We start from the raw sequence: 17,439 nt of genomic DNA, 5'->3' as shown, positions 1-17,439 counted from the left end.
GGAAGTTGCTTAACCTAATTAGACAGAACAATCAGGGAATAACGAGACAAACATGAACGCACCCACAAATCCAAAAGAACTCGAATTACAAACCGTTGAGTTCAAGCTCGATGGCAAGACGATCGTTTCATACGAAGGCGAAACGATTCTCAAAGCTGCTAAGCGCCACGGTATTGATATTCCCCATCTGTGCTTTAAAGATGGCTACCGTCCCGACGGCAACTGCCGCGCATGTGTGGTAGAGATTAATGGCGAACGTACATTAGCGCCAAGTTGCTGTAGAAGCGCGACTCCAGGAATGGAAGTGAAGGCCAATAGCGAGCGTGCAATCAAGAGCCAGAAATTGGTGTTGGAGATGTTGCTTTCTGATATGCCGGACGAAGGTTTTAAGTGGGTTGGTGATAGCAAAGAAGAAGAGCAAAAGAACCAGCATGGTGAATTAAGTACTTGGGCTGCTCGTATGGACGTCACTGTTCGCCCAGAACTCAAAGCGCTGCGTCGTGAGAAAGTTAGCAGTGATATTTCTCATCCAGCGATGGCTGTCAATTTGGATGCGTGTATCCAATGTAATCGCTGTGTACGTGCTTGTCGTGAAGAGCAGGTAAACGATGTGATTGGTTACGCTATGCGTGGCGGCCATAGTGAAATCGTATTCGACTTAAATGATCCAATGGGCGACAGTACTTGCGTTGCCTGTGGTGAATGCGTGCAAGCATGCCCAACCGGTGCATTGATGCCAAAAGGCTTGATTGGTTCGCAAACAGTGGATCGCAAAGTCGATTCAGTTTGTCCATTCTGTGGTGTCGGTTGTCAAATTACTTACAACGTTAAAGACGAAAAGATCGTCAGCGTTGAAGGTCGCGATGGCCCGGCCAATCACAATCGCCTTTGCGTCAAAGGTCGCTTTGGTATGGACTACATCCATAACCCACAGCGCCTCACTAAACCACTCATTCGTAAAGCGGGTGTTTCTAAGGATGAATCTATCCTTGAGGGCAAGCAAGATTGGTCAGATATCTTCCGTGAAGCTACATGGGAAGAGGCGCTGGAAGTTGCCGCTGGGGGACTCAAGAAATTAAAAGATCAACACGGCTTAAAAGTGTTGGCTGGTTTTGGTTCTGCTAAAGGCAGTAATGAAGAGGCCTATCTATTCCAGAAGCTAGTCCGTACTGGTTTTGGTAGTAACAACGTAGACCACTGCACGCGTCTTTGTCATGCCTCATCAGTAGCAGCGCTTCTCGAAGGCGTTGGTTCTGGTGCCGTAAGTAACCAAGTGAACGACGTTGAACATTCCAGCATGATCTTCCTGATTGGCTCTAATCCAACTGCCAATCATCCAGTTGCAGCAACTTGGTTTAAGAATGCCGCTAAACGTGGCGCCAAAATTGTCTTGTGTGACCCACGTGCAACCGAAATCAGCAAGCATGCATGGCGTACGATGCAATTTAAGCCAGATACTGATGTGGCAATGCTTAATGCCATGATCTATACGATTATTGAAGAAGGCTTGGTTGATCAAGACTTTGTACAAAATCGCTCCAATAATTTTGAAGCCTTAAAAGAAAATATCAAAGGCTACAGCCCTGAAGTAATGGCACCGATCTGTGGCATTCCTGCAGAAACGCTGCGTGAAGTAGCCAGAGAGTTTGCCACCACCAAGTCGGCTATGATTTTATGGGGCATGGGTGTTAGCCAACACGTACACGGCACAGATAATGCACGTTGCTTAATCGCATTGGTGAGTATCACTGGTCAAATTGGTAAGCCTGGATCAGGTTTACATCCGTTGCGCGGTCAAAACAATGTGCAAGGTGCTAGTGATGCTGGTTTGATCCCAATGATGTTCCCGAACTATCAGCGCGTTGATAACCCAGAAGCACATGCTTGGTTTGAGAAGTTCTGGGGTACGCCATTAGATAAAAAACCTGGTTATACCGTGGTGGAGATCATGCATAAGATCACCGCCCCTGATAGTGATCCAGACAAGATTCGCGGTATGTATGTCGAAGGTGAAAATCCAGCGATGAGTGACCCTGATTTAAATCATGCACGTCACGCTTTGGCATCTTTAGAGCATTTGGTCGTGCAAGACATCTTCATGACCGAAACAGCGCTCTTAGCGGATGTAGTGTTGCCAGCAAGCGCTTGGCCTGAGAAGGTTGGTACAGCTAGCAATACTGACCGCATGGTCCAAATGGGCAAGAAAGCGATTGATCCTCCTGGCGATGCAAAGCCTGACTTGTGGATTATTCAAGAAATTGCCAAAGGCATGGGCTTGAACTGGAATTACCAAGGTCCTGATGCGGGCGTTGCGCAGGTTTATGACGAGATGCGTCAAGCGATGCATGGCGCTATTAATGGCATTACTTGGGAGCGCCTGGAACAAGAATCCAGTGTGACCTATCCATGTTTGTCTGCTGAAGATCCAGGTCGTCCGATCGTGTTTGATGACAAGTTTGATACTAAAGATGGCAAGGTAAAACTCGTTCCTGCTGACATTATTCCGGCAAACGAGCGTCCTGACACTGAGTATCCATTCGTATTAATCACAGGGCGTCAGTTAGAGCATTGGCACACTGGCAGTATGACGCGTCGTGCCACTATTCTCGATGCCATTGAACCTATGGCTACTGTATCTATGCATGGTGAGGACATGACCCAATTAGGGGTTACAGCAGGCGATGTCATTACGGTTCAATCGCGTCGGGGTGAGGTCGGCATCCATGTGAGACAGGATGACGGTACACCAAGAGGGGTGATCTTTATTCCATTTGCTTACTATGAAGCTGCAGCGAACTTGATCACCAATTCAGCGCTAGATCCATTTGGCAAGATTCCGGAGTTTAAGTACTGCGCTGTGAAAATAGCCAAAGGTGGAGAAGCAGCCAAGATCATGGGATACGGTACAAATGCCCCAGGTGGATCCAAGGTAAGGTCTAACGTCTAATTAACGTTCTAGCAAATCACAAAAAGGCTCCCACAAGGAGCCTTTTTGTATTTAGAACAAGGAAGTTAATTGCCCTTTAGAATGAACCCTCTATGGCAAGTTCTAAACCCTCCCAAAACACCACTGCAAACGCTGAGCTTCCCGTCCTCATTATTGGGGCCGGATTAGCTGGATTAACTGTTGCCCTCCATATGGCTGAATCTCAGCCAGTGATTCTGATGGCTAAGCGTGGTTTAGGAGAGGCTGCTACAGCTTGGGCCCAAGGCGGTATTGTTGGGGTTGTGGATAAAGAGCATGACAGTATTGATTCTCATGTGGCTGATACCTTAGATGCAGGTGCAGGACTTGTAGTGGAATCCACAGCACGCTATATCGCCGAAGAAAGCGCTGATGCGATCCGTTGGTTGGTAGAGCAGGGCGTGCCCTTTACAGCCGATGAATCTGGTCCAATGGGTTTGCATTTAACTCGCGAGGGCGGGCATAGCCATCGTCGTATTGCGCATGCTGCAGACGCCACTGGCAAAGCGATTCATGAGGTGCTCTTAGATAAAGCCAGAGCACATAAAAATATTCAGATCTTGGAGCATTGGATTGCGCTTGATCTCATTACCAATCGTCAACTCGATGCTAAGACTCAGCGCACCAAGCCAAATCGTTGTTACGGTGTCTATGCACTTGATATTAAAAATAATCGCGTAGAAACAATCGAAGCCAAGTCAGTGGTTTTAGCTACTGGCGGCGTAGGCAAGGTTTATCGCTACACCAGCAACCCCGATACCGCTACAGGCGATGGCATTGCTATGGCTTGGCGCGCAGGTTGCCGAGTAGGCAATATGGAATTTATTCAATTTCATCCGACATGTCTGTATCACCCAAGTGATCGTACATTCCTGATTACCGAAGCCATGCGGGGTGAGGGTGGTTTATTAAAGCTCCCTGATGGTACACGCTTCATGCCTGACCACGATGATCGCCACGAATTAGCACCGCGCGATATCGTTGCCCGTGCCATTGACTTTGAAATGAAAAAGCACGGCTTGGACTATGTTCATCTAGATGCCACACATCTGGGCGAAGCATTTATTAAAGAGCATTTTCCGATGATTTATGCGCGCTGCTTAAGTCTTGGTCTAGATATCACCAAAGAACCAATTCCGGTTGTTCCTGCTGCACATTACACCTGTGGTGGCGTGGTGACCGATCTCAAGGGGCGCACTGATTTACCAGGACTTTATGCAGTAGGTGAAGCGACGTATACCGGCCTGCATGGTGCCAATCGTTTGGCCAGTAACTCATTATTGGAATGCGTAGTTATTGGTAAGGCTGCTGCAGAAGATATATCAAGTCTCAAGACCCCAGTGATGCCTCCCCTCCCATTGTGGGATGAGAGCCAAGTTGAGGATGCGGATGAGCAAGTAGTCATTGCCCACAACTGGGATGAGCTGCGTTCTTTGATGTGGAATTACGTAGGCATTGTAAGAACCAATCGACGCTTGGAGCGAGCTCTACATCGAATTAAGTTGCTGCGTTATGAAGTGCAGGAGTATTACGCCAACTTTAAGGTTACGCGCGATCTCATTGAGCTCAGAAACCTACTAGAATGTGCAGAGTTGATCGTACGTTCAGCGCTCATGCGTAGGGAAAGCCGTGGTCTCCATTACAGCCGTGACTACCCCGGCACTTGGGCTGTCTCTTACCCAACTATCCTGACTCCTCAAGCAGAGGGTGCTGAGACTGATTCTGCCTCCTAGGCCTCCAAAGCTATAAAGCCCCGTTTTTTGGTGATAAGCTAGCCCAATATCACGAGGAATGACATGGCCAGTTTTAAAGAAGAAGTCAGCGAACATATCTCTGCGGTTTATCAAACAGCAGCAGATGAAATCAAGAATTGGTTTAGTGCTTTAAGAGAAGTCTGGCCCCTTGTTTTCCTGTTAATTCTAGCGCTATTTATTTTGATTTGGTTTGCAAAGCCTGCGCCACCTAACAAAGTATTAATGGCGACCGGTACCGGTGGCTCCTACAAAGTATTGGGTGAAAAATATAAGACCTATTTTGAGAAAAAAGGTATTGAACTTAAATTAGTAGAAACCCACGGATCGAAAGAGAATCTCCAACATCTCATGGATCGCAAAGATCCAATTCAAGCAGCCCTGGTTCAGGGCGGAATGATTGCTGTAGATAATCTCTCTGGTGTCGAATCCCTTGGTAGTGTTGACTATGAACCATTTTGGATGTTTTATCGTAAGAATGCCTTCAATGAAAGTATTCACGTATCCGATAGAGATATTGCCAAACTCAAAATCAATATTGGCCCGGTGGGGAGTGGAACGCGTACGCAGGCTCTCGGAATATTTAAACTTAATGGCTTAAATGGTGATGCCCCTAATTTACTTAGTCTTGGGAATGCCGAAGGTGTAAGCGCTTTGGAGCGTGGCGAAATTGATGCCGTGATTTTGGTAGATGGTTTTGATTCACCAAATGTACAGAGACTCATTAAAAATCCAGCAATTAAGCTAACTTCATTTACGCGTGCAGACGCCTATACCCGTTTATTGCCTTACTTCGAGGAAGTGACTGTGCCCATGGGCGGCTTTGATCTTGGGAAAAATATCCCGGATCATCCAGTTCAGCTCATATCAACTACAACTAACCTGTTGATTGATGACCGCCTTCATCCTGCTATCCAGGTTTTATTTCTGGAGGCTGCAAAAGAAATCAATGGAAATAAATCCTATTTTTCTAAGGCTGGAGAGTTTCCGGTCTATATGAATACCGAAGCACCACTAAGTGATGAGGCAAAGTTCTTCTATGAAAAAGGGACGCCGACTTTGATGAAGTATTTGCCGTTTTGGTTGGCGGAGTTCTTGGAGCGTATGTTCTTCCTCTTGCTCCCGTTTGCTGCTTTTGCTTATCCCGTTATTAAATCAATTCCTACTTACAGAACCAATCTGGCCAAGAAGCAAATTAACTCAATCTATAAAGATCTGGATAAATTTGAGAAAAATACGATCGAGAACTTTGATCCAGCTCGACGTGGCGAATATATTGAGGTACTCAATGAGATGGAGCGCAGAATACTCAGATCAAAAGCGGCAAAACTAGCAACTGCTGAATGCTATAGCCTAAGAAATAATATTGAATTTATACGTAATGCACTCGAGAAGCAGTTGATTTACAAGGGCAGGGCGGGGTAAGGTAATTTAGCGCGTTAGGTCGTGAGCACCCCTATTGGTATGTTTAATCCTTGGTAGCCCTCCCTCATTGGCTTTTGGATATACCCCCTTGCTATAAAAGCATTTTTACTTGCAACCCTAATCCATTGTCGGATACAATGTTATAGCACTCAGTGCTATATATTAAACTCTCGACTATGAAAATAGTCTTGAAAACAAAAACATTCGATCGTTGGGCAAGAAAAATTATTGGAGTAACAGAGCTTTGTAAGGCCGCTAGAGAGATTGAGCAAGGAGTGTATGAGGTTGACTTAGGTGGCGGGGTGTGTAAAAAGAGAATTCGACTGCCAGGTCAAGGCAAAAGCGGGGGTGTCCGTACTATTGTTGCCAAGAAAAACAAGGAGGCAATTATTTTTGTCGTTGGCAGAGAAAAGAGTTCCCCCGGCTCTGACATTAGTGATGTCGAGCAAGAGGCGGCAACAATTATTGCCAAGTCATTCGAGAAGGCGGATACAAATAGATTGCGGGCACTAGTTAGGGATGGAATATTGAAGGAGCAAATTTGCAATGAGTAAAAAATTAAAATCTGAAGAAAGAAGGGTGTTTGACGAGCTGTTAGAAATGGCGCAGGCATTGGAGGAGCACGGTCTTTTAACGAAGCATGATTATGCAAAAATGAAGACTCTTTGCTTAGAAAAGCCACCTTTATTTACACCTAAAAAAGTAACGGACATACGTATTCATCAAGCAAGAATGAGCCAATCCATTTTTGCCTCACTACTGAATGTAAGCGTCTCTACAGTTCAAAAATGGGAGTCGACAGGCTCTGGAAAACATCCTAGCGGTGCCGCTGCCAAGCTGCTGCAGCTAATTGAAACCAAGGGTATTCAAGTGCTATTGGTATAGCTAAATTACTACAAAATGCGCATCGAGAAATCAACTGCATTCACATCCTTAGTTAACTTGCCAAGGGAGATGCGGTCAACACCAGTGCCTGCAATAGCGCGCATTTGATCTAAATTAATGCCGCCAGAGGCTTCCAGCAAAGCGCGTCCAGCAGTAATGGTAGCCGCTTGCTTCATTTGATCGGTATCAAAGTTATCAATTAAGATGCTCTTTGCGCCAGCAGCCAATGCTTCCTCTAGTTCAGCAAAGTTTTCTACTTCAATCTGAATATCTACCCCAGCATTTAAAGCTTGAGCATTTTTTAAGGCAGCAGTAACGCTGCCTGCAGCAGCAATATGGTTTTCTTTAATCAGAATGCCATGCCAGAGGGCTAGACGTTGATTCTTACCGCCGCCTACTAATACTGCATATTTCTGAGCCTGACGTAGCCCAGGAATAGTCTTACGAGTATCCAATACAGCGCAACCTTTGGGGTTTGGGCTGGCACCTGCAATGGCATCAACGTGCTGACGCGTAATGCTAGCTGTCCAAGAAAGCGTTTGTAGGAAATTAATACAAGTACGTTCAGCAGAGAGTAGGGCTTGAGAGTCAGCCTCAATATCGCAAACCTTAGTATCGGGCTTCATCATGTCGCCCTCTAGGTAATGCCAAGTAATTTTCGCATTGGGATCAAGCTTCTTGAGTGTTCCTTCAAACCAGTCAACCCCACATAAAACAGCTTCTTGACGAACGATTAACTGCGCATGAACAGGTTTGCTTGGAACGAGTTTGGCAGTCCAATCGCCAGTCCCAATATCTTCCATGAGGGCATCATGAATATTGCGTTGGCGAGCTTGCTCTAAGGTTTCGTTGTATTCAAACATAATTAAGCTGCGCCAATATTCTTTACAAAGCCATGTTGCGCTTTTGCTAAGAGGTCGGGATGGTTTTTTGTGAAATCGAGCATACGCTCTATGCAACCCAATGCTTGAACACGAATAGACTCTTCGATGAAGATTTCACCAGAGGCATTTTCTAGGCAATCTAAAATTCCTTGCAAGCCATTCATGGCCATCCAAGGGCAGTGTGCACAACTCTTGCACGTTGCACTATTACCAGCAGTTGGTGCTTCAATCAGTTTTTTGTTGGGGGCAAGCTGGCGCATGCGATGCAAGATGCCATTATCAGTTGCCACAATATATTCAGTAGCAGCGCCTTCTACTACCTCCTTAATCATGGCAGAAGTAGAGCCTACAACATCTGCAAGGTCAACAACAGCCTGTGGAGATTCAGGGTGAACCAAAATCATGGCGTTAGGATGAGCCGCTTTAAGCATCTCTAATTCAACAGCTTTAAATTCGTCATGAACAATGCAAGCACCATTCCACAACAACATATCAGCACCTGTTTGTTCTTGAATATAGCGACCCAAATGGCGATCGGGTGCCCATAAAATCTTTTTGCCTTCAACTTTCAGTTGATGCACGATAGCCAATGCACAAGAACTGGTTACCATCCAATCGGCTTGCGCTTTTACAGCTGCCGACGTATTTGCATAAACTACGACAACACGATCAGGATGTGCAGATCTAAATGCTGCAAAGTCATCAGCATCACAACCTAAATCAAGTGAGCAGGTTGCATCGAGGTCAGGCATGAAGACGCGTTTTTCTGGGCTGAGAATCTTAGCAGACTCACCCATGAAGCGAACACCAGCAACAATTAGATTCTTGGCAGAGTGGTTTTTACCAAAGCGCGCCATCTCCAAAGAGTCGGCTACATATCCACCGGTTTCCATGGCTAAGTCTTGAATATCGCCATCTACATAATAGTGAGCAACCAATGCAGCATCTTTTTCTATTAGGAGCTGTTTGATGCGAGCAATTACGGCGGCCTTTTCAGAACCATGAAACTGGGGAGGAGTCTTGGCCCAGGCTTGGGCGGTACAAGTTACTCCAGCAGAGTCTTGCTGGGGGTAATCAAAGGCAATTGGGGTGCTAACAGTTGAATTCATACGAAATCTTACTTGACCCCAAGAATTTTTGTTAAAGCCTTAGAACGGCAGCTTTGCATCCGGCTTGGCAGTAAGTAATACCGCCTTAAACTCCGCCTGAATGCGGGCAATTGCTTCTTCACTATCCGCCTCAAAACGCATTACCACCACCGGTGTGGTGTTGGAAGGTCTAGCTAAGCCAAAGCCATCCGCATATTCCACACGTACGCCATCAATGGTATTGATGGATTCAGAAGTAGGGAACTTGGCATTTGCCTTGATAGTCTCTAGCAGGGCAAATGGCTCACCTTCAGCACAAGCCAATTGCAGTTCAGGCGTGCAAATAGCATTTGGCAAATCATTCAGTGTCTGATTTGGATCCTTCTCTTTAGAGAGAATCTCTAGCAAACGCGCGCCTGTATATAAACCATCATCAAAACCAAACCAACGATCTTTAAAGAAGATGTGACCAGACATTTCACCGGCTAGAGGTGCGCCAGTTTCTTTAAGCTTAGCCTTCACCAAGGAGTGACCCGTTTTCCACATCAAAGGCTCGCCACCATGTTTTTTTACATAGGTTGCTAGGTTGCGAGTGCATTTGACGTCGTAAATAATCTGTCCACCAGGATTTCTGGAGAGCACGTCTTTAGCAAATAGCATCATTTGGCGGTCAGGGAAAATCACCTGACCATCTTTAGTTACTACACCCAAACGATCGGCATCACCATCAAAGGCAAGACCTAATTCATTATCGGTAGTTTGTAAGTTCTTGATGAGATCTTGCAAGTTCTCAATATGTGCAGGATCTGGATGATGGTTTGGAAAATGTCCATCCACTTCGCAAAAGAGTTCTTGCACTTCACAGCCTAAGGCTCTGAAGAGTTTGCCTGCAAATGCGCCACCTACGCCATTACCGCAATCAACCACAATCTTCATGGGACGAGCTAGCTTAACGTCGCTCACAATGCGCTCTAAGTACATCGGGAAAATATCAAAGGTGCTGCGGCTACCTTGACCTGTAGTAAATTGCTTAGCTTCAATACGCTTACGTAGAGCCTGAATTTGATCGCCGTAGATTGCAGCGCCACCCAGAACCATCTTGAAGCCGTTGTAATTTGGGGGGTTATGACTACCGGTAATCATGATGCCGGATTTTGGCTTCTTGCCATTGATCTCTTTGTTGGCACCAAAGTACACCATCGGTGTGGCAACCATACCCAAGTCAATCACATTGATACCAGTAGAGAGCAGACCTTCAGTTAAAGCCTCAATCAAGCTAGGGCCTGATAAGCGACCATCGCGTCCGATAACAATTTCTGTTTCACCAAGTTCACGCATTTCTGTGCCAAAGGCTTGGCCAATCAGCTTGGCAATCGATGGATCTACCGTCTCATCAATGATGCCGCGAATGTCATAAGCTTTGAAAATAGATGGAGAGAGTTGCATGAGTCTTCTTTCGGTGTCTAGGCAAGGGTTGGAGCTAATAAAACTATTGATTAAATAAATTAATGCGGGCTGCAGTTACTTCATCAATACCAGAATCCGCCTGAGCAGAGCCACCATTCTTTAAGGCATCCTCAATCGGCTTAGCTAGTACTTTGCCAAGCTCTACGCCTGGTTGGTCAAAGCTATTAATGTTCCACAAAGCGCCAAGTGCAGCAGTGCGATTTTCATATAGCGCTAAGAGTGCCCCTAAATAGAAGGCATTAAGCTTAGGCAGGATCAGTAGGTTGCTAGGGCGTTTGCCTGGGTAAGTATTGTTTGGGTTATCAGTTTTCTTGCCATTAGCCAAGGCCTGAGCTTGGGCTAAGCAGTTAGACAAGAGGATGCGGTGATGTTCTTTTGCCTCTGGTAAATGACTCATCGGCTCACGTACCGCAATGAAATCAATTGGAATGATTTCTGTACCTTGATGCAATAGCTGGAAGTAGGAGTGCTGCGCATTACTGCCGGAGCTACCAAACACTACGGGGCAGGAAAACTTGACGTGCTTCCCATCCCGATCGATGCTCTTGCCATTGCTTTCCATATCGAGCTGTTGTAACCACTTCGGAAACCAATCCAATGCATCTGCATACGGAATGACTGCATACGATTTGATGTTGTGTTTCTCTTGCTGATAGAGCAAGCTCAGCGCCATGATCACCGGAAGGTTTTCTTCAAGAGGAGCAGACTTAAAGTGCTGATCCATAGCTTGGGCACCAGCCAGGAATTGCTTGAAAGTATCAAATCCATATTGCAGGGCAATTGGCAATCCAACTGCAGACCATACGGAGTAACGACCGCCCACCCAATCCCAAAAGGGGTAGATATGGTCTTGATCAATGCCAAACGCTTCTGCAGCAGGAGCGTTAGCTGTTACAGCATAAAGTGATTTACTTACTTGAGTATCAGTAAGGCCATTATTTTTAAGCCACTTCACCACCGCTTTGGCATTCATTATGGTCTCAAGTGTTGTGAAGGACTTGGAGACAATGATGACTTTAGTGCTGTGCGGTAAAGCACGTTGCAAAATGCGATTCAGGTCTGCGGTATCAATGTTGGCCAGGAAATGCATGCGCATGCCACGACTCTCAATGTCGGGAACATGGGCTAAGGCTTCAATCGCTAAACGGGGACCAAAATCAGATCCGCCAATACCAATATGAATCACATCAGTAACACCGACCCATTTATTGCATAGATCTTCAATACGATGCCAAACTTGAGCAACATCTGGCATGACATCTTTACCATTTACCAAAACCGGAGTTTTATCCAGGTTACGCAGGGCAGAGTGGATGGCGGGGCGATTCTCGGAGTTATTCACTGGCTTACCAGCAAATAGATCGGCAATAAATTGCTCTAATTTGGCTTCTTTGGCTTGGGCAAAGAGGGATTTCCAGCCGGCAGCATCAATACCCTGATAAGCGCTATCTAAAACGATATCTTGGGTGCTAAATAGGGTTTTCGGGTTATCTGCAGTTGGTTTGGAAGACATCTATAGATTTTATCAAGAAGTGCCCCAAAACCCACTAAAACACTGAAAATGTTACGATTTAGGTATGTCGATACCTAAAAAAACAAAGCAAGAGTAGTAGATGGAGCGACTTGATTGTGTCGTCATCGGTGCCGGGGTAGTTGGTCTGGCCGTTGCCAGGGAGATGGCGCTTCAAGGCAGAGAAACGATTCTGCTGGAACGCGAGTCTTCTTTTGGCACCATCAGCAGCGCTCGTAACAGCGAAGTCATTCACGCTGGAATCTATTACCCCAAGGATTCACTCAAAGCCAAACTCTGTGTTGAAGGTAATCACATGCTGTACGAGTACTGCCGGAACCATCAAGTAGCAACTCAACCCTATGGCAAGCTCATCGTTGCTACTGATCTAAACCAAATTGATGATCTGCAGGCACTTTTATATAAAGCTCAGAACAATGGCGTTCCTGAGATCAAGATGATTTCTGGCGAAGAAGCTAAGCAACTCGAGCCACAGCTCAATTGTGTAGCAGCTATTCTGTCATCAAGTACGGGCATTGTGGATAGTCATGGCTATATGCTCTCTCTTCTGGGTGGCTTTGAGGATGCGGGTGGCATGGTAGCTTATCAATCACCGCTGATCAGCGCAAAACCTATCGGTAACAATGCCAAAGACGGATTTGAGTTAGAAATCGGTGGCGCTGATGGAATGAAGATTCAAACAAAGTTTCTGATTAATTGCACAGGCATGAGTGCTCCAGCAGTGGCACAAAAAATTGCATCATTAAACAAAGATCAAATTCCAAAAGCATATTTCGCTAAAGGAAATTATTTCTCTCTTTCAGGAAAGTCACCATTTAATCATTTGATTTATCCCATTCCTGAGCCTGGTGGTCTAGGAGTGCATCTCACTTTAGATATGGGCGGACAAGCTAAATTTGGTCCCGATGTGGAATGGCTTGAAATCGATGAAGAAAACCAAATTGATTACACGGTCAATCCCAAAAGAGGTGAGGGCTTTTATGAAGCAGTAAGGCGCTATTGGCCAGGACTTAAAGACCAGGCATTACAACCCGATTATTCAGGTGTTAGAGCCAAAATAGTCCCGCCTAACGCCCCGGCAGGCGACTTTTGTTTTAACACCCCCCAGGACCATGGACTCCAGGGCCTCTTTAACCTATATGGCTTTGAGTCCCCTGGATTAACCTCTAGCCTTGCGATTGCCAAGCATTTAGAAGGCTTAGTTAAGGGGCCTTAATTCGCTTGGGCTCGATATTCGAATGGGTTCAGTAAATTAATCTTAAAGCGCTTGAAGTCTTTTATATTTCTACTGACCACGATGAGTTTCTGATCAATAGCTGTCGCTGCGATCATGGCATCTTCCCAAACGGTATTGCTTTCTTTATGCATGAGTTTTGCCCACAATCTAAAGATAGATCCCGTCATCGGTAAGACATGATGTGCATTTGAAACTTGTTGCAACCAACTTTCTAAAGACTTTGCTTTGTTTTTATCTTGCTCGCGAGTCAGCTCAATGCCTGCTTGAATTTCACCGATCGAGACTGCGGAAATATAAAGATCATTGTCTGAAATATTGTCATACCACTCTAATACTGCCCCATGCGGTTTTGGTTTACGTAGTTCTGAAATAATATTGGTGTCTAGTAAGTACATGATTTGTCTTACAGTTTGATGGATTTGCGAAATGCACCTTGGCCACGCTTTGGCAGTACTAGGTCACCCTTAGCTTGCTCTGAAAGCAAAAGCAATTTAAGAGAAGGTCTAGCTAACTTTTTCAATGTATTCCACTCCTGGATAGTGATTAATACGGCTGCTTCATGCCCTCGCTTTGTGACCACTTGGGGCCCTTCTTCAAGGCAGGCGTTTAGTAGCTCGCTAAATTTTGCTTTGGCATCTTGAACTGCCCAGTGCTTATTCATCACCCATGCTCCTGACTAGTTATCTGACTAGTTTATCAGAGAAAAGGCTATTTTGATTGGCGCAAATAGAGTATTTAAGCCAATAAAAGCGATCTTTAAAAGGGGGCTTATTGCATTTTTAAGTAGGGATTCACCGAATTCCTTATAATCTAGGACTCAATTCGCAAAGGAAGAGTGGCAGAGCGGTTGAATGCACCAGTCTTGAAAACTGGCGAGGATGAAAGTCCTCCGTGAGTTCGAATCTCACCTCTTCCGCCAAATTACATGTAAAAAGCCCAGCAACTACTTGCTGGGCTTTTTGTCTTTCTAGCTCCTAGAAAAGAGCTACTGAAGAACTGCTGAAGAACTACTGCATTTCTTGATTACTTCTTAGCTGGTGCAGTTACCACTGCAGCAATCGCTTCTGTGTAAACCACTTTTACTTGATCGTTTACGGCAATATCTTTCATCAAGTCAGGATTCTGAACCTTAACCTTGAAAATATTTCCTTGTGGACCTTTTAAAGAAACGATATTTTTAGCTGCATCAATAGATTCAACATTAGCAGTTGCAGTTACGGTATTGGTGGTGATCATGCCTGGCTTATCGCCTTGAGGAGCAGTTGTAGTGCTGGTGCTAACTTGCTCACTAGTTGTGCCTGGATTTTTTACCTTAACTAATTCAATAGCTACAGCAAGTTCATACACAACATCAAAATGGTCGCCCACTTTAATTTCAGCAAAGTTCTTCACTTCAGGGCCCGCAACGATAGAAGTTTCGCCGTCTTGGTTTTTGAGGGTAACTGTGCGAGTTGCAGCATCAATTTTGGTTACTTCACCATCATAGATAAGCGCGGATTCTTGAGCAGCTACGCCAGCAATAGGAGCCTTTGGTTTAGTGAGGAATAAGTAGCCGCCAACTGCGATTGCAGCAATGACGACAGCAATGATAATTTTTTTCATAATAATTTGATCCTTAAGGATGTTGAAAGCACGTCACCATTAGATGGCGATGCGGAAATAAGTAAATACTAGGAATTTAGTATTTATAGCTATTGTATTGCCCATATTAGAAGCTGGCAGCTAGGCCAATAGAGGTTCCGTGCACATTTTGACCAAATTGATACCTAAATACGACTCTAATGCGGGTAAAAATGGGATCAGAGGCGCTGCGGTCTAATTCTATGCCGGTACCTACGGAGGAGAGGGAGTTAAACCCCAAAGCCCCTCGTAAGTCGCCCAGGAACTCGGTATGCGCCACTTCAAATACCGCTCTTAGTGGCCTATCTAATAATGTAATCGGGGTTGGAATGCGACTGCGAGCCCAAAGCGCCAGACTTTGCGAATCGGCAGAGCCTTGCACTGCAGTTGAGGTGTCAAATGTTTGTACCGGGATATTGGTGTAACGCAGCTCGACATCAATCTCTTGATCCGGTTTGTAGTTCTCATAGTCGAGCATGACCGAGCCGCCCAAACCATAAGAATTCATACGGCCGCCATTGAGGAACTGCAAGTCCACGCCTTTCTGATTTTGAATGACTCTAGACGCAATCGAGAGGTCGCTTTCTAAATGACCCAGCATGACATTGGCAATAGGGCGGAAGCGCAATTCATTGGTGATCGGAAAATCCCAACCAATACCGCCGGTGCCTGTGATGCTGTTCCAATGAACTGGTACCGTAACGGATGTATTGGCGATGCCATCGCTAAAAGTTGGGTTGTAGCGATTAACCGCTAAGGTTCCCTCTAAATAAAGAGGAAAGTTTGCACTAATTCGATCGCCACCTCCTAGAGAAATCATTTGCAAGTCGGAGTTATCACCACCATTGTTACGGATCGATAGCGAACCTGTTGTTACGTCTGGTGTAAGCGAATAGCCCGTAATCGTCATAAAAGCATCAGCGCGCTTTTTGAGGTAATTGTTAGCGGCGGTATAAAAAGCCGATTGGGCATGAGCAAAACCAATCCCAGCGGCTAATAGGGTGACAAAGAAAAGGAGCTGGGATCTACTAAAAAGCCGCATGACAGGCATTTTAGCGAATCAATTCGGTGGATGTACCATAGCAAACATGAAGCTGCTCATTTCTATCTACTTCTTCATTTTGGCCATCATTCAGGTGGGCCTATTTTTTGGTATCTATCACTATTATCGTTCTCAGAACATCCTGAGACCCAGTTTGTATTGGATGTCCTCCCTGCTAGTGAATGTGGTCGGGTTATTTATTTTTGGGATAGGAATTATTACTCTCCAAAATATTACTAATCCAGAATTTAATTTCACCGTAGCCAATACCTTCTTCTATATAGCAACGATGTTACAAGCTTTATTTTGTCAATCACTCAATCATGAGGTTTCTAAACGAGTAAAGATAGCTGCCTCAGTTTCGGTCCTCATTTTTATTGCCGTATTTGATTCCATGCGTCTATATGGATCTTTTGAAAGTCGCACTGCGGTAATGGCAGGCCTTGCTAGTCTTTTTTATTGCTGGCAAATCTATGAGCTAGGCAAGAAGAGAAAATCATCCCCATCTAAGCAATTGGTTTATATGCAATATGCCAATTTTGCGGAAATGTTTTTTGCTATGGGGCGATTCGTCATTATGGTTGCCTCGGCCTTTACCATTCGTCAAGTTGATCAGATCCCTCAGCTGCTGATCCTGTTTACCATTTCCCAGCTCGTGATGAATACCTTGTCATATATTGCGATTGGGGGATACTGGGCCGAGCAAATTACCATTGCCAATATCAAAACAGCGAATGAAAGTGAAGCTACTAAAGCCCATTTACAGGAGCGAGAGCTCCTAATCGCATCGCTATTAAAAGCCAATAAGACCGCCAGTACCGGGGCTTTATCAGCCTCCATTGCACATGAACTTAATCAGCCCTTGGGTGCCTCTAGTTTAAATATTCAATTTTTGCAAAAGAAACTATCAGAAGGAGAATTGAATCCCAACCTACAGAGAGAGGTTTTGGATTCTTTGTTGGCAGATAATCAGCGTGCAGCAAGTATTATCCGCTCCCTTAGGTCGGTATTCGCTGATGAAAAGATGGCATCTGCCAAAGTTGACCTTGCTGAATTAATTGATTTAGTACTTACCATTGCGCGCCCAGAAATTATTAAGCAGAATATTCAGATGATTCTCAAGTTAGAGGAAAACTTGTTTATCACTGCTAATAAGGGGGAACTTCAACAAGTCCTATTGAATTTGGTCAACAACGCAATTGATGCATTGAAGTCGACTGAAAATTTAATTAAATCAATCACGATTCGAGGCGAGCACACTCGTACTGGTATTCAAATATTGATCGCAGACACAGGATCAGGAATTGATGAAAATGTGCAGGCACACATGTTTGAGCTACTTTCAACTACTAAGGGTTCCGGCATGGGAATTGGTCTTTGGTTATGTAAACATATTGTCATGAGACATGGCGGCTCGATTTGGTTTGAGTCTCTACCTGCAAAAGGAACTACCTTTTTTGTAAGCCTGCCTCTTGTGGCGGCTTACTCAATCTAACTATATATTAGCTATAGGGCTAATTGCCATGGTTTATCTCAAACATATC

The 17,439-nt window shown here is 45.0% G+C and carries 15 protein-coding genes and 1 tRNA gene; 8 read left to right on the top strand and 8 right to left on the bottom strand.

Annotated features, from left to right (window positions below; genetic code table 11):
- The first annotated feature begins 52 nt into the window (after positions 1 to 52).
- From fdhF to ICE89_RS03050, 5 genes are all read left to right on the top strand, one after another.
- Positions 53 to 2,947: a formate dehydrogenase subunit alpha gene (fdhF, locus tag ICE89_RS03070; RefSeq protein WP_216264810.1), complete on the top strand. Its 2,895-nt coding sequence runs from the start codon at positions 53 to 55 to the stop codon at positions 2,945 to 2,947.
- Positions 2,948 to 3,039: 92 nt separating this feature from the next.
- Complete coding sequence (nadB, locus tag ICE89_RS03065; protein ID WP_216264809.1) at positions 3,040 to 4,698, top strand: L-aspartate oxidase; 1,659 nt, start codon at positions 3,040 to 3,042, stop codon at positions 4,696 to 4,698.
- 63 nt (positions 4,699 to 4,761) lie between these two features.
- The gene (locus ICE89_RS03060; RefSeq protein WP_216264808.1) at positions 4,762 to 6,141 is read left to right on the top strand and encodes a TAXI family TRAP transporter solute-binding subunit; all 1,380 of its coding nucleotides are present in this window, start codon (positions 4,762 to 4,764) and stop codon (positions 6,139 to 6,141) included.
- A 176-nt stretch (positions 6,142 to 6,317) separates the two neighbouring features.
- A complete protein-coding gene (locus ICE89_RS03055; RefSeq protein WP_216264807.1) occupies positions 6,318 to 6,695 on the top strand; it encodes a type II toxin-antitoxin system RelE/ParE family toxin in 378 nt (125 codons plus the stop codon).
- A complete protein-coding gene (locus ICE89_RS03050; protein ID WP_216264806.1) occupies positions 6,688 to 7,026 on the top strand; it encodes a DNA-binding transcriptional regulator in 339 nt (112 codons plus the stop codon). Before ICE89_RS03055 ends, ICE89_RS03050 begins: the two co-directional genes overlap by 8 nt.
- 8 nt (positions 7,027 to 7,034) lie before the next feature.
- On the opposite strand, the gene nadC is transcribed toward ICE89_RS03050, so the two are convergent.
- Genes nadC through pgi form a run of 4 tightly spaced genes read right to left on the bottom strand, consistent with a single transcriptional unit; the run spans position 7,035 to position 11,978 of the window.
- Positions 7,035 to 7,889: a carboxylating nicotinate-nucleotide diphosphorylase gene (gene nadC / locus ICE89_RS03045; protein WP_216264805.1), complete on the bottom strand. Its 855-nt coding sequence runs from the start codon at positions 7,887 to 7,889 to the stop codon at positions 7,035 to 7,037.
- Positions 7,890 to 7,891: 2 nt separating this feature from the next.
- Positions 7,892 to 9,019, bottom strand: coding sequence for a quinolinate synthase NadA (gene nadA, locus ICE89_RS03040; protein WP_216264804.1), 1,128 nt, complete (start codon positions 9,017 to 9,019; stop codon positions 7,892 to 7,894).
- Between the two features lie 39 nt (positions 9,020 to 9,058).
- A complete protein-coding gene (locus ICE89_RS03035; protein WP_216264803.1) occupies positions 9,059 to 10,444 on the bottom strand; it encodes a phosphomannomutase/phosphoglucomutase in 1,386 nt (461 codons plus the stop codon).
- A gap of 43 nt (positions 10,445 to 10,487) precedes the next feature.
- A complete protein-coding gene (gene pgi / locus ICE89_RS03030) occupies positions 10,488 to 11,978 on the bottom strand; it encodes a glucose-6-phosphate isomerase (RefSeq protein ID WP_216264802.1) in 1,491 nt (496 codons plus the stop codon).
- A gap of 100 nt (positions 11,979 to 12,078) precedes the next feature.
- Here pgi and ICE89_RS03025 point away from each other — a divergent pair, with 100 nt between their 5' ends.
- Complete coding sequence (locus ICE89_RS03025) at positions 12,079 to 13,212, top strand: NAD(P)/FAD-dependent oxidoreductase (protein WP_216264801.1); 1,134 nt, start codon at positions 12,079 to 12,081, stop codon at positions 13,210 to 13,212.
- Here the strand turns inward: ICE89_RS03025 and ICE89_RS03020 are convergent.
- Both ICE89_RS03020 and ICE89_RS03015 read right to left on the bottom strand, forming a co-directional pair.
- A complete protein-coding gene (locus ICE89_RS03020; protein WP_216264800.1) occupies positions 13,209 to 13,628 on the bottom strand; it encodes a type II toxin-antitoxin system VapC family toxin in 420 nt (139 codons plus the stop codon). The two genes, ICE89_RS03025 and ICE89_RS03020, sit on opposite strands and share 4 nt — an antisense overlap.
- 8 nt (positions 13,629 to 13,636) lie before the next feature.
- Positions 13,637 to 13,894, bottom strand: coding sequence for a type II toxin-antitoxin system Phd/YefM family antitoxin (locus ICE89_RS03015; protein WP_216264799.1), 258 nt, complete (start codon positions 13,892 to 13,894; stop codon positions 13,637 to 13,639).
- A gap of 168 nt (positions 13,895 to 14,062) precedes the next feature.
- Here ICE89_RS03015 and ICE89_RS03010 point away from each other — a divergent pair.
- A tRNA-Ser gene (locus tag ICE89_RS03010) sits at positions 14,063 to 14,152 on the top strand.
- 104 nt (positions 14,153 to 14,256) lie between these two features.
- Here ICE89_RS03010 and ICE89_RS03005 read toward each other — a convergent pair.
- On the bottom strand, positions 14,257 to 14,835 hold the full coding sequence (locus tag ICE89_RS03005) for a hypothetical protein (RefSeq protein WP_216264798.1): 579 nt from the start codon (positions 14,833 to 14,835) through the stop codon (positions 14,257 to 14,259).
- Positions 14,836 to 14,941: 106 nt separating this feature from the next.
- Positions 14,942 to 15,895, bottom strand: coding sequence for a hypothetical protein (locus ICE89_RS03000; protein WP_216861937.1), 954 nt, complete (start codon positions 15,893 to 15,895; stop codon positions 14,942 to 14,944).
- A 46-nt stretch (positions 15,896 to 15,941) separates the two neighbouring features.
- Between ICE89_RS03000 and ICE89_RS02995 the strand changes: the two genes are divergently transcribed.
- A complete protein-coding gene (locus ICE89_RS02995) occupies positions 15,942 to 17,390 on the top strand; it encodes a sensor histidine kinase (RefSeq protein WP_216264797.1) in 1,449 nt (482 codons plus the stop codon).
- Positions 17,391 to 17,439 lie beyond the last annotated feature (49 nt).

The organism is Polynucleobacter sp. AP-Kaivos-20-H2 (genome assembly GCF_018882215.1).
Lineage (GTDB): Bacteria > Pseudomonadota > Gammaproteobacteria > Burkholderiales > Burkholderiaceae > Polynucleobacter.
Note: the sequence above shows the minus strand (reverse complement) of the source record. Positions and strands in the feature narration are given on the sequence as shown.